General features: G+C 45.4%; 10 protein-coding genes. 7 read left to right on the top strand and 3 right to left on the bottom strand.

Features of this window, described 5'->3' with window-relative positions; genetic code table 11:
• Positions 1-212: 212 nt before the first annotated feature.
• Entirely contained in the window at positions 213-1,214 is a 1,002-nt protein-coding gene (locus ASD60_RS24450; protein ID WP_082557662.1) for a Wzz/FepE/Etk N-terminal domain-containing protein, read from the bottom strand.
• Between the two features lie 791 nt (positions 1,215-2,005).
• Between ASD60_RS24450 and ASD60_RS24445 the strand changes: the two genes are divergently transcribed.
• The 7 genes from ASD60_RS24445 (at position 2,006) to ASD60_RS24415 (ending at position 11,006) form a co-directional block, all read left to right on the top strand.
• Positions 2,006-3,208 carry a hypothetical protein gene (locus ASD60_RS24445; RefSeq protein ID WP_056856449.1) on the top strand — a complete coding sequence of 401 codons (1,203 nt, stop codon included), beginning with the start codon at positions 2,006-2,008 and terminating at the stop codon, positions 3,206-3,208.
• 56 nt (positions 3,209-3,264) lie between these two features.
• Positions 3,265-5,133: an asparagine synthase (glutamine-hydrolyzing) gene (gene asnB / locus ASD60_RS24440; protein WP_082557661.1), complete on the top strand. Its 1,869-nt coding sequence runs from the start codon at positions 3,265-3,267 to the stop codon at positions 5,131-5,133.
• A gap of 5 nt (positions 5,134-5,138) precedes the next feature.
• The gene (locus tag ASD60_RS24435) at positions 5,139-7,031 is read left to right on the top strand and encodes a heparinase II/III family protein (RefSeq protein ID WP_056856447.1); all 1,893 of its coding nucleotides are present in this window, start codon (positions 5,139-5,141) and stop codon (positions 7,029-7,031) included.
• The gene (locus ASD60_RS24430) at positions 7,028-8,245 is read left to right on the top strand and encodes a glycosyltransferase family 4 protein (protein WP_056856446.1); all 1,218 of its coding nucleotides are present in this window, start codon (positions 7,028-7,030) and stop codon (positions 8,243-8,245) included. The genes ASD60_RS24435 and ASD60_RS24430 overlap by 4 nt, the downstream gene beginning before the upstream one ends.
• 272 nt (positions 8,246-8,517) lie before the next feature.
• On the top strand, positions 8,518-9,114 hold the full coding sequence (locus tag ASD60_RS24425) for a sugar transferase (protein ID WP_056856445.1): 597 nt from the start codon (positions 8,518-8,520) through the stop codon (positions 9,112-9,114).
• Entirely contained in the window at positions 9,111-9,728 is a 618-nt protein-coding gene (locus ASD60_RS24420; protein WP_056856444.1) for a NeuD/PglB/VioB family sugar acetyltransferase, read from the top strand. The genes ASD60_RS24425 and ASD60_RS24420 overlap by 4 nt, the downstream gene beginning before the upstream one ends.
• Before the next feature lie 99 nt (positions 9,729-9,827).
• Positions 9,828-11,006, top strand: a complete 1,179-nt coding sequence (locus ASD60_RS24415) for a DegT/DnrJ/EryC1/StrS family aminotransferase (protein ID WP_056856443.1) — start codon at positions 9,828-9,830, stop codon at positions 11,004-11,006.
• 226 nt (positions 11,007-11,232) lie between these two features.
• Here the strand turns inward: ASD60_RS24415 and ASD60_RS28575 are convergent, their stop codons facing one another.
• Both ASD60_RS28575 and ASD60_RS24410 read right to left on the bottom strand, forming a co-directional pair.
• Positions 11,233-11,694, bottom strand: a complete 462-nt coding sequence (locus ASD60_RS28575) for a serine O-acetyltransferase (RefSeq protein ID WP_082557660.1) — start codon at positions 11,692-11,694, stop codon at positions 11,233-11,235.
• A 16-nt stretch (positions 11,695-11,710) separates the two neighbouring features.
• A complete protein-coding gene (locus ASD60_RS24410; RefSeq protein WP_056856442.1) occupies positions 11,711-12,955 on the bottom strand; it encodes a hypothetical protein in 1,245 nt (414 codons plus the stop codon).
• Positions 12,956-12,984: the final 29 nt, after the last annotated feature.

Below are 12,984 nucleotides of genomic sequence, written 5' to 3'. Positions count from 1 at the left end.
AGGCAGAGGGGCTGGAAGACTGAGCGAGTCTCTCTCCCGTGTAGCAAATCAGGGTTCGTCAATATGAGCAATAATAACTCCAACTGCCGATCCTAAGGTCCGGTTCAGCTTACATTAACGAGCGTTGTTCTCGAAGGGGCTTAGACCTCCAACATGACACGGATGCAAAACCGTCAAATCATGCTGGAGGTAAAAAACTAACGTCGATTAAGTCAAGTTAGGGGCTGCTGTTTGCGGGCAAAGCAACGAATCAATGCGATAACCACGCCTACTAGTGCACCAAAAATAATTCCTATGGCGATAACCATGGAGCTCCTTGGTTTAATTGGGCCCAAGGACTCGATCGGCCCTTCTTGTGAATACACGGAGAACTCTGTTGGTTTTACATTAATCGAGCTGAAAAACTCTTTCTGGAAAACTGATTCACGAAATTTTTTAATGTAAGGATCGTCATTGGTGCGGTGTTGTAGGCTATTTATCTCTGCTTTTAATGCGAGGGTTCCTCTAAGGTAGGCAAGATCTTCTGGGTCATTAGCCGTTAAAGAAGAGGAGGGCTTTTCGATATTGAGACTTTCTGCTATGCGTAACGAATCCTGCAGTCGAGAGATCTCGTCCAAACGCTTTGTTTTCGTAACTTCCCTGCTTGCTGCAATTAGCTGCTCATAACGCTGGGCAGCTGATTCAGCTTCAAAAGACAGATTCTTGAGAACCTTTTGTTTTGTGCTATCGCTAGCTGTTTTTAAAAGGCCTTCAAGATACATTGGTAGCTCTTCAGGGGTTGACCCTTGCGCGGTGATAGTAAATCGACCAGGAGCGACACCACTTACAGTAATATGATTGGAAAGCTCAGCAGCGGAACTGAAGGCAGCAGATGAAGTTTCAGATTTTGACGGCAGATATACATCTTTATAGAGATCAATTCGTACTTTGTCTGACTGAAGTTCGCGGGTGAACAGAATATAAACTTCATCAGGCACAAATTGCTTGATGCCAGAGTAATTGAGAACGGCAACATCACTAGATAGTGGCGCCTGCAGATTGATCCTGGCTACATAAGCTGGCTTGCTGAAGTAAGCGTAGAGTGAGGCTACGACGGCAAAAATTATGGCGGTCAAGATTATCAACATTTTTTGCTGCCATAAAATGCGAATAAGATCTACGAGATCGACTTCATTTATGGGCTTGCTTGGAGTGACGGGCGAGTGGTTGTTCACTGATCAGATCTACCTTAAATTTGGAGCGTAAAACAGACCTCGATCCCGCTGCGGTCTATTGGTTTGAACGAAATCACTTTTTTCAAAGGATACAGCGTTGTGGGCAATCGTACTGAATGCGCATTTTGCCATCAAGTATAAAGATTACAAGGATAAGCGAAAAGTCCTACAGAAGTCTTGCCCGCAACGCAGAAGCTGACGGAGGTCGCGTTCGACTATCGGGGGCAGACAGCAGTCCCGTGTTGGCATTGGTTGGCTAATTTTTTACCAGTGTTGCGCGCGTGGGTTTTGGTGGATGTTAGGGGTGCAGGAAGGACGTACCGTAATATATAATAGCTTGATGCCTTGCTAGGGCGGGAAACCAAGTCGGTGCAGGTATGCTTTCCCGCTATTCCAAAGGCGATAGGGGGGGTGGCCGACCGATTGCTCGTATTAATAAGGCGGGCAATGCAGCAGATCCGAAAATCGGCCAGATTGGTAGGGGCTCAGATTCTTGCTGTGAGGAAAGCAGGTAAGTGAAGATTACTGTTGTCGGAAATCTCAGTTTTAAGCTGTACAGATCGGGCTGATCCCGCCATGCTTGCGGCGCGCAAGCTTGGATGAAGATCCTGGGCCCGCGTGTTAGCAGGCATGTTTATAAATTTTTGATTTGGCAGCAATGGTAATCGGATGGCTTTTAAGATTTTCAACGCATGTCTAGAAGCAAAGAAAATGGCTAATTTTGCACAAGCAACAGATGAACAGTTGGGTGCGAGGATCTGTGTTAGTTTGTCAAATGATAGGAAAATGGAATGATCGAGCAGCGAATCTCAACCGGACTGGCAATAGGTGCGATAATCGCCGGTTGTGGTTTTTTGCTTTTAAATCCGCTAAGGCTCGCATTTATTGCTAATACTTTCGTACCTTTCTTGCTTTTTAATCTCGCAGTCATGCTGGCATGCGGCATGCTTTTTTTACTTAGAGCAGACAGAATAAAAGTCCGCCCAATTGAACTGGTATTGTTCCTTTTGGTGATAGGGACTGCACTGATGACCAACTATGGTGGCCGTAGTATTCCAGATATCCTCACTGACTTTCTTCGGCCCGTCCTTTTTCTCACTGTAGTTATTTTTATTCGTAATTATATAAATTTAGAAAAATTTGGTTCGTCCCGGACTGTTCGTTTTTGGTTGAAAGCAACCGGCTGGGTGACGGTAGTTGTGGTTCTGTGCAGTTTGCTGATAAGTCGTTATCTAATCCCTCTTTATCCTGCGTTCTCGAGTATCGACTCAATTTTTGGTTTGGCGTGGCTACTAGCATCAGGGAATATTTTTTCGCAGATTAGTTACATGCTTATATTAGTTGTTTCTGGCAAGCGAGGGGTATATCTGGCTGGGTTTTTAGTGTTGTTAATTTGTTATAGATATAAAAAAATGACTTTGCCATGGTGGATCTCTTTAATTGCTATATTCTGTTTTATTTGTTTGATGACAGTGTTGAACCTGGATACGCTTGCAGCGATTTTTCTCAAGAGTAATACGAACCTGCCCAGCGATTCATCGGGAATTATAAACCTGTTGAGTGGTGGCCGTATTGAGGAGCTCCGCGGTGCGATCGCTGCAGTTCATACTCCTCTAGAGTATTTTTTTGGCGCTGGGCTTGGATTTGCTTTCAAAGTGGAAGGTTTCGAGGATGCTTCGGGGCTTCATAGAAATCTTCACTTTACACCTGCAAATCTAGCGATCTACTACGGCATTCCTTTTGTCGTTGCATTCGCCTACTATTTGGCAGGGTTTTTCTTGGATGCATTAAAACTCATCAAGGAAAATAGCAATCCAGTTATCTATTGTTACGCCGTCTACTGCATAGCTTCGATGTTTTTCTTGTTTACCGAGTTTAGTATTTTTGCTTACGTAAATTTTGCAATTAGTTGCGGTGTCGTTTCAGGTGCAACTAATCAACGGCGGAAGTTGAATCGAAGTAGCTTCGCTTGCCATACTGCAGCATCAAAATAATTTTTATCCGTTTCTTGAAAGTTCGACGGAAGAGCATTGATTTATAGGGGGTTTACGTGTGCGGTCTTTTTGGTGCTGTGATCTATAATAAGTCTACAAATCGTCAGCAATTATTAGCTCGAATTGAAGAGGCCCAGAGCGTGCAAGCTCACAGAGGCCCGGATATGAATGGTCATAAGGTTTATGAGTTAAACGATGTAACAGTCGTGTTGGCTCACCAACGACTTTCGATCCTAGATCTCTCAGATAATGGGCGTCAGCCAATGAGTTCATCTAATCTTGAGAGTGAAATTGTCTTCAATGGCGAAGTTTACAATTATAAAGAGATTGCGTTAGCGAAGAAGATGAATAATCTTCGGAGCGGAACAGACACTGAAGTGATTCTGGAGGCATTGTCAGGTGGCAATTACGCAGAAGCGCTGGCAGAGTTTAATGGTATGTGGTCGATCGCGCTCCTTGACACAAATAAACAGACACTTTTACTTAGTCGTGATCGCGCGGGAGTAAAACCGCTGTACCATACTGTTGTTGATGGGAACTTATATTTCGCTTCTGAAATTAAAACGTTGCTGGTGCTTAGTGGTGGCAAATTTAACTTAAACTTAGGAGTTGTAGGTAAATATATTGAGCAGTCAGTTCAAGATGACACGACAGCAACTTTTTTTGAGGGGATTAACAGTCTCGAGTCCGGTGAATACGCGGTTTTGGATCTCAAGAAAAAAGAGATCAATATATCCAGTTCGTCTTATTGGACGCCTTTTAGTGCATTCGACAAGTCTTATTATCAGAATCCTGAAGCTAAATTTCGCGAGCTTTTCGAAGATGCGGTGAAGCTAAGGTTGAGGGCTGATGTTCCAGTTGGTGTTACCCTTTCCGGGGGGCTTGATTCATCTCTAATTTGCCAAGCTGTAAGAAGCCAGCTAGGTCATAGTAATTTTTTTGTGCTTTCCGCAGTTTCTCCTGGAAAAAAAGGGGATGAATCTCCTTTTATCGATATCGTTGCTGATCACTTTGACCTTGATGTTTCAAAAGTAGATCTGGGTTGGTCTGCAGATGAAACTCTAGCTTTAATGCACAAGGCTACGTGGCATAACGATGCCCCACTAGGAAGTTTGTCCAATGTCGCATTTTATTTATTGATGTCCCAAGCCAGAGAGCTCGGTGTAAAAGTTATTCTGAGTGGGCAGGGGGCAGATGAAATACTTTGTGGATACAAGAAGTATTTGGGTTTTTATATTAAACATCTCGTTAAAGACAGGAAATACTTCACTGCCCTAAAGGTCCTATTGTCTTTTGCTCGCACCGGTACAGTGCTGAATCAATTCGGTTTTGCAGAGGCGAAGCGATATTTGGAAGGAAAAGGGGTTAGCAGTACCACGATTATGTCTGAAAAAGTAATCAGTCACTTCAAAAAAGCCCCCATTGGTGCTATAGGGAGATCATTAGAAGACCGCCAATGGCTCGATTATAAAAAATACTCCGTACCGTATCTAACTCACTATGAAGACAGGATGTCAATGGCGTTTGGTCGTGAGATTCGCTTACCATTTCTGGATTATAGACTGGTCGAGTTTATGCTGAACGCACCAGCTAACTTAAAGCTGTGCAAAGGTTGGACTAAATATCTTCTTCGAACCGCATATGAAGCGCTATTGCCCAAAAGTATTACTTGGCGCAAAGATAAGCAAGGATTCACTAGTCCTCAGGATGAATGGTTGAGGGCCGAGCTTAAACCGGCAGTTGAGTCGTATTTTTCTTCCTCTGCATTGATCTATAAATATGATCTTATTGATAGAGTTAAATTAGAGGAAAAGTATGCAGCTTATTGTAGCGGTGATCGAAATGTTTGGTATCGAGAGATCTTCAATCCATTAGGTCTAGAAGTCTGGCTTCGTGAGTTCCAAGCTTTTATTCGAACGGAATAAGCGTAATGTCATCTCTATTGATGAAGTATATCGGTTGTCGACGGTTGTTATTGAAGATTTTATTGATTAAGCGTTTGGGGTTGATCAATATACTTCGGGTGATCCGGCATCGCTTGCGTCTTCGCAATAAATACTACGAACAGGCATTGCCTGTAGTTGCTGTACCTACTGATGTGGGATTCTGGGTACACGAAGACGCCCGTTCCCGTCCCTCGATTGACCTCACACTGCAAGCATCCGTATTGGAGCGTGCGAATGAGGTCACATGCGGTTGGTTTCGTCGCTTTGAAGATGATCGGACGTTCGAGGGAAAGGCACCCGAATGGCATAAGGTAAGTTACGCCAGTTCAAAGGATGAGCATTTTTCGCGTGTGAAACTGAATGAGAGTCCGGGGGCCGATGTGAAGCTCTGCTGGGATCTCTCGAGGTTTAAATGGGTAACTCAATTAGCGATCGCAGCCGCAGTGTCGACCGACGAAGACAAACGTCGAATGTACTTGGACAGGAGTGAAGATCTATTGGGTTCATGGGTTGCCGAAAACGGTTATTTCATGGGCGTCAATTGGGCTTGCGGTCAGGAGGTCTCCATTCGCGGGTTGCACCTGATGGTGAGTACATTCATTTATGAGACTCACTTTAACAGTCGTCCTGCCAAGGGGTTATTGGCGTTGATGCAAGCTTCCTATGAGCGAGTGAAATTAACGATCGATTACTCGCTGGCGCAGGATAATAATCATAGTTTGACTGAAAGCCTGTTCCTTTATTTTAGCTTTAACTTTCTAAAGCACTACGGCATTAATGTTGCGACACCAAAGGAAAATGCCAAAAATTTAAGGCGTATTGATCGGGTAATGGCGAGGCTAATCCAGCGCGATGGTTCTTTTGCTATGTATTCGGTTAATTATCATCGCGCGGTCTGCGATATATTGTCTTTGTCAAAAGTAATTGATGAGGCGCTAAATATCGGTTATTGGCGGTCCAAGGATAAGTTGAATTGTGTGAAAAACATGCATGCATTTCTTTCTACGCTGGTAGATCCTGTTTCCGGAAGAGCCCCGAATATTGGGCATAATGATGGATCGCTACATGCAGTTCAATTTACATCGTTTGATGATTTTTCACCTTCTGTCGTTTTTATGGGAGCGGTGTTTTCGCTGCCAATTAATCATATTTTTGATGCAGCTTGCAGTAATGTTTATTGCTTTGGTTTTGAGCCAAAATTTGTCCAGATGAAAGCTGAACGCTTTTTGCAATTTAGAGAGTTCGGCATGCTGGTAGTATCGATGTCGTCTTACAGGGCTTTCTTCAAGTACCCCAATAACAAGTTTCGACCACAGCAACAGGATTTTTTACACCTTGATTTGTGGGTGCGTGGTGTGAATGTATTTCGCGACTCAGGTTCCTACAGCTACAATCCGGATGATCCCTTGCTCATTGAATACTTTGATGAAGCGCCTGCTCACAACGTTCCCTTTCTCTCAGAAGGTCGATTCGTTGACCGGCTGAGCCGTTTCCTATATCTAGAATGGCCGGGCACTGATCTTGAAACGACTGAAAATCATGAGCTTGTTTCAGTCTCTGCGCGAGTAAGTAACCTCAAAGGACAGGCCTTTGTCCGAAAGTTGCAGTTTTCGGGGGGAAGCATTTTGATCTCTGATCAAGGGCCAGATGATGACGATTGGTCGGTAGCTTATAATTTAACCACGGCTCCGATCATCTCCGATTTGGGCACTGTAGTTGCTCCAGGTGTCTTTTTAAAATGTGACGCACCCGTAAGTACGAGTGAATCTTTTTACTCGACACGTTATCTAGATAAACAAGTCGGTGCGCGGCTCATCATGACTCAAAAAGCAAACACTTTAATAATTGCTAAAGTGGATATTCAGGATCAAATATGAGAGTTCTTTATTTTCACCAACACTTCTCCACACCAAAGGGGGCGGTAGGGACGAGATCGTATGAGATGGCTCAAAGGCTGATCGCCAGGGGGCATCAAGTGACCGTGGTTTGTGGTAGTTATAGTGGTGGACAAACCGGGCTGAGTACTGATTTCGTTTCTGGCAAACGCACTGGCATGGTGGCTGGTATTAGGGTTATTGAGCTTGATCTCGCGTATTCCAATAGTCACGGCCTCTTTAAACGCACTATTAGTTTTATGAAATTTGCAATACGAAGTATTGGGATAGCGTTGACCGAAAAATACGATCTGGTATTCGCTACAACCACTCCATTAACCGCCGGAATTCCAGGCATTTTCGCTCGTTGGTTTCGTAATAAGCCCTTTATTTTCGAGGTAAGGGATCTTTGGCCAGAATTGCCGAAAGCAATGGGAGTTATTCGTAACCCTCTGATTCTTGGCGCGCTGTCAGCTCTGGAATGGATAAGCTATCGCTCGGCTCACAGACTTATTGGGCTTTCTCCTGGAATTGTGGAGGGGATTTCACATCGAGGGGTGCTTCGAGAAAAAATTGCCATGGTTCCGAATGGATGTGATTTGGATATTTTCAATATTCCAACAGATCCTTGGCTACCAGAGGGTGTGAGCCAAAGTCAGCTGGTGGCAGTATTTACAGGCACTCACGGAGTAGCTAATAAGCTGGATGCCGTGCTCGACACTGCTCTTGAGCTCAAGTCTCGTGGGCGAGACGATATACGGTTAGTTTTAGTAGGACAGGGCAAATTGAAACCTGCCTTGGTAGAGCGCGCGCGGGCGTTGAATTTGGACAACGTTATTTTTCACGATCCAGTCAATAAAGAACGATTGTCTGGACTAATGGCTTCCGCTGATATTGGTCTCCAAATTTTGGCAAATGTTCCTGCATTTTATTATGGGACGTCGCCTAATAAATTTTTCGACTATATCGCTTCCGGTCTTCCAGTGTTGAATAATTATCCAGGCTGGCTTGCCGAGCTGATCAGGACTAACGACTGTGGCTATGTGGTGCCCCCTGAAAATCCTAAAGCATTCGCAGACGCTTTAGAGCATGCTGCTAACGATCGTGAGGCGCTTAAATTGAAGGGGCTGAAGGGGCGTCAGCTTGCTATCAATCATTTTGATCGCAGAATATTGGCTGATCAATTTGTTGATTGGCTCGAAGGGGCGGTGCGGTGATTATGGGGTTCAGTCTCACCGCCTGCAGTCGCATCCGGAGTCGTTTGCGCTCCTTGAACTCTGCTTAAATAAGTCGCGGGTTGCTCGCGGCTGGTTCCACTGATCAGGCTTCACATTTGTTGTATTGTTTGTGCCAGAGGTACCACCCCTTTCACGAGGTCATGAGATATATTTGGTACCTAAGCTTTGCGCTGGTCATTGTTTAAAAGTCAAAAGAGCAGGCGTAGACGACGGTTCATTCGCTCTCATCCATCAGGCACTCAGGTCTTCAAATGTTCAAACGGTTCTTCGATATCACTGCTTCATTGTTAGCACTTATTATTTTGGCGCCGGTTATGGCAATCGTTGCATGGAATATTCGTCAAAAACTTGGCTCGCCAGTGCTTTTCAAGCAAATCCGTCCTGGCTATGGCGGCAAACCCTTTGAGATGGTTAAGTTCCGTACTATGCGAGATGCATTCGATGCCCAAGGCAACCCCCTTGCGGATGCGGAGCGTATGACCCCGTTCGGAAGCTTCCTCCGGGCCTGCAGCCTTGATGAGCTTCCAGAGTTGTGGAACGTACTCAAAGGTGAAATGAGCCTCGTCGGGCCGCGCCCATTGTTAATGGAGTATCTGCCTTTATATAGTCCGGAGCAGTTTCGCCGTCATAACCTTCGCCCCGGTGTCACTGGTTGGGCGCAGGTCAATGGGCGAAATGCATTATCTTGGGACGAAAAATTTAAATTGGATGTCTGGTATGTTGATAACCAGTCCTTTTGGCTAGACATCAAGATTATTCTCATGACACTTAAAAAAGTGGTGGTCAGAGAAGGGATCAGCGCGGATGGCGAAGTTACTATGTCCAAGTTTACTGGTAACAAGCCATGAAGAAACTGGCAGTGCTTGGTGCCAGTGGGCACGGGAAAGTCGTTGCTGACACCGCCCATTGCTGCGGATGGGATCTGGTGGAGTTTTTTGATGACGCTTGGCCTGCCCGTAGCGAAAATGGGCATTGGTCAGTCGTAGGAGATTCGAAGGCCATGCTCGCTCGACTCCTGGAGTACGACGGTGTGATCGTGGCAATTGGCGATAATAAGGTTCGTAACGATAAGCTCGTGACCCTGATGAGCGCTGCCGCTCCTGTTGTATCATTGATTCATCCAATGGCGTTCGTTAGCCGATACGCTACCATTGGTGTTGGCTCTGTCGTTTTCGCTGCAGCTGTGGTCAATGCCGACGCGAAGATAGGTCTCGGAGCGATCCTCAACACAGGCTGCAGTGTTGACCATGATTGCCAGTTAGGGGAGGCTGTACATGTGAGCCCAGGAGCCAGACTGGCAGGTTCTGTCAGTGTGGGCGACCGAAGCTGGATCGGAATAGGCGCTAGTGTTAAGCAATTAATCAGAATCGGTTGTGAAGTCGTCGTCGGTGCTGGGGCGTCGGTTGTGAGCCATGTAGCTGACGGGGTAGTCGTTATCGGCGTACCTGCTAAAGTACGTTGAGTTTGAGTAAGGCTGCGGCCATAAAAAGATATTTGGCTGAGCCGGATGTGAATGAATAGCGTTTCATAATTTTAATTTTGAAATCAATGGAAATAAGCTGTGTTGAACTCTCATTTTTCTCCCTGGCCTTCTTTCTCCGAAGAGGAAGCCAATGCAGTTCGTGACGTTATTCTTTCCAACAAAGTCAATTACTGGACGGGGCAGGAGTGTCGCGAATTTGAGAAAGAATTCGCTGCGTGGACTGGTACTCGTCACGCTATAGCCCTGGCAAACGGCACAGTTGCCTTGGATCTTGCATTTCAGGCATTGGGAATCGGAGCGGGGGACGAGGTCATCGTCACCTCAAGGACTTTTCTTGCATCTGTTTCTAGTATCGTCAATGCCGGAGCGATTCCGGTGTTTGCAGATGTAGACCGCGACTCGCAGAATATTACAGCGCAGACAATTGCTGCTGTATTAACGTCTCGTACTCGGGCTATTGTTTGTGTTCATCTTGCGGGTTGGCCCTGTGATATGGACCCGATCATGGCTCTAGCCCAAGAGCATGACCTCAAGGTGATAGAGGATTGTGCTCAGGCCCATGGCGCGACATACAAAGGCCGTTCAGTCGGCTCCATTGGCCATGTTGGGGCTTGGTCGTTCTGCCAAGACAAGATCATGACCACTGGTGGTGAAGGTGGGATGGTCACAACTAACGATCACAGTTTGTGGGCAGCGATGTGGTCCTACAAGGATCATGGCAAGAGTTGGGAAGCTGTCTACGAGCGAGAACATGCTCCCGGTTTTCGTTGGCTGCATGAGAGCTTCGGCACCAACTGGCGTATGTTGGAAGTGCAGGGTGTGTTGGGTCGAATCCAACTGCGCCGCATGAAGCACTGGCAGGAAGTCCGATTGGCCAACGCTCGTAAAATTTGGGCTGCCGCGGAACAATCGATCGGTTTGCGAGTACCACATATTTCAGAAGATTATACTCACGCAGCATACAAGTGCTATGTGTTTGTCGAACCCCATGCTTTGAAGTCTGATTGGAGTCGGGATCGAGTCCTTAATGAGATCGCCGCGCGTGGAGTTCCGTGTTTCTCTGGTTCGTGCTCAGAGGTTTATCTGGAAAAAGCCTTCGACAATACAGCTTGGCGACCTGTGGTACGTCTCCCTGTTGCCCGGGAGTTAGGGGAAACCAGCTTGATGTTCATGGTTCACCCGACCCTTACCTCTTTAGAGATCGACAAGACATGCGAAGTCTTGATCGAAGTCATGAAGGAAGCTCTCGCAGATTAACTCTATCTCTACATCAGGTGTAGTTGGAGTAACAGGTGTTAAGAGTCGAGCTGATAAAGCTCGGCTCTGTTCGTTCCTCTATACTACCGACCTGAGACAGGATCTTTTGAAATTTAGGATAGGAAAGTTAAGGGGTATTACAGTCTTTTACTTAGATGATAGAGGTGCAAGGCTCGGCATAATGGCATTGCCTCATTGTTTTCACCTCCATCATGCCTGCACGGAATTACGGTCGTATTGCTCTGTAATCCAAAGGTGTTTGTCCGACAACTCGGGCTGGAATGCCAACTATAATTGAGTTAGAAGGTACGTCTTTAAGAACGACTGCTGACGCTCCAATTTGGCAGTTGTCACCGATTTTGATGTCACCAATAATCTTCGCTCCCGCACCGATGTAACAGTTATCTCCGATCACGGGGCATTTATTAATCTCACTAGTAACATAGCCTTCCGCTGCCCCGATTGTAATACCCTGTCCCAAAACGCAATTAGTTCCGATTTTAGCGTTCGCATGAACCACAACGCCTATAGCGCCATAGGCAAAAATAGAACCTTTTCCTATGTTCGCGGAAACTGGGATATAGGAGTTAAAAAAGAGAAAGATTAAATTTCGAATGAGGCCAGGTACGATTGGCACTCCGCGTTTATGAAACCAGTTCCCAATTCTATAGAGTTTTACAGCATTCATTATTAATCTCTCCCTATTAAAACCGCAGCGTGCGCAAGTCCGCCGGGCGAAGCCGGAGAACTACTACAGCAATGAACAAAAGTGAGCACATGTAGAGTGTGCCCCAGATCAAACTAACATTCTTCATAATTACGGCTATCGGCGAAAGTATCGACACCCAGAATACAACAGATAAACGAATTCCTGGTTTACATAGCAAGTGCAAAATCAGTAAATAAGCAGAAAAGCCGACCGTGTAAAAAATCTCTGCCTGTTTTAGCCCTTTAACGAACAGGATCATTCCCGCCACGGCGAATATTCCAGTGACCAAGTTTGCTACTATTACCTTGCGATGAAGACCTGTTGCGACGAGATATCGCTCACTAACTACTGCCCAGTATAGGACTGGCAAACAAGGGAGTAACGCAAAGTAACCAGAATATTGTGGAAACATCCATCCTAGTGCATAACCAAACAAGCCAACCAGCGCAAAATACAACAGCGAAATTGACATGATTTTTCTATACTGCTCTTGTCGTTCGCCACCGGACACGAACGAGACAAATACGGCCCTCACATTTATCGGGAATAAGCTCGTAGCTGATTGAATGATCGAAACTATCACGCGGAAGAGTCCAAGGTCTCGAATAGGCAGGCTTTTAGATAAAATGTAGGGGAGTATGTTCGTGAAAAGATTGAAAACCAACGTGATGGTGATCATTCTGGGTAATAACAGAAGTACTTGGTGGCAGGTAGACAGCAGAAGCTTGCCGACAGGGATTTTTGCTCCGTGGGTAATCAGCACGGCAATGGAGTACAGACATGGTATAAGATTGGTGAGTAACAGTATTTCTACAATGCTCAGGTTTGCAATTTTCTGGTTGGTGATAATAAGAAGGGTAAAGAATACTATTAAAAAAATTACAAGATACCCAACGATCCAGCGCTGCAAGCGTAGTCCGAATAATGAAAGCAAGCATGCCGAGCTTAATAGCATTACACCAAGCAAATATTTATTGCCGATATCCTCTACGAGGCTGATTATGCTAAATAATACAAATATCAACAATGCCATGAATAGTGAAGTTACGAGTATGTATTTGGCTTCTATGCTCGCAATAAGTTGTTCGTTGACTATATCAAGAAGCTTCTGAAATAAAAATACTAGTACGTTGGCCTTAATAAAGGCGCCATATGCTTCCAGTCCATAAAGCCCAGGGATAACGAAGTTAACCACAAGACCACTTATAAGTGTCAGAACTTGAATTAGCAAATTGACCATGCAAGAACCTCTTATACCTCATCAAGACT

Origin of the sequence: Pseudomonas sp. Root562 (genome assembly GCF_001427125.1) — a bacterium.
In the GTDB taxonomy this organism is placed as follows: domain Bacteria; phylum Pseudomonadota; class Gammaproteobacteria; order Pseudomonadales; family Pseudomonadaceae; genus Aquipseudomonas.
Note: the sequence above shows the minus strand (reverse complement) of the source record. Positions and strands in the feature narration are given on the sequence as shown.

What these genes read in the sequence shown, in the direction of transcription:
- ASD60_RS24420 (WP_056856444.1), top strand. Translation starts at nt 9,111, where the DNA reads ATGAAGAAACTGGCAGTGCTTGGTGCCAGTGGGCACGGGAAAGTCGTT.
- ASD60_RS24435 (WP_056856447.1), top strand. Translation starts at nt 5,139, where the DNA reads ATGTCATCTCTATTGATGAAGTATATCGGTTGTCGACGGTTGTTATTG.
- ASD60_RS24410 (WP_056856442.1), bottom strand. Translation starts at nt 12,955, where the DNA reads ATGGTCAATTTGCTAATTCAAGTTCTGACACTTATAAGTGGTCTTGTG.
- ASD60_RS24430 (WP_056856446.1), top strand. Translation starts at nt 7,028, where the DNA reads ATGAGAGTTCTTTATTTTCACCAACACTTCTCCACACCAAAGGGGGCG.
- ASD60_RS28575 (WP_082557660.1), bottom strand. Translation starts at nt 11,694, where the DNA reads ATGAATGCTGTAAAACTCTATAGAATTGGGAACTGGTTTCATAAACGC.
- ASD60_RS24425 (WP_056856445.1), top strand. Translation starts at nt 8,518, where the DNA reads ATGTTCAAACGGTTCTTCGATATCACTGCTTCATTGTTAGCACTTATT.
- ASD60_RS24445 (WP_056856449.1), top strand. Translation starts at nt 2,006, where the DNA reads ATGATCGAGCAGCGAATCTCAACCGGACTGGCAATAGGTGCGATAATC.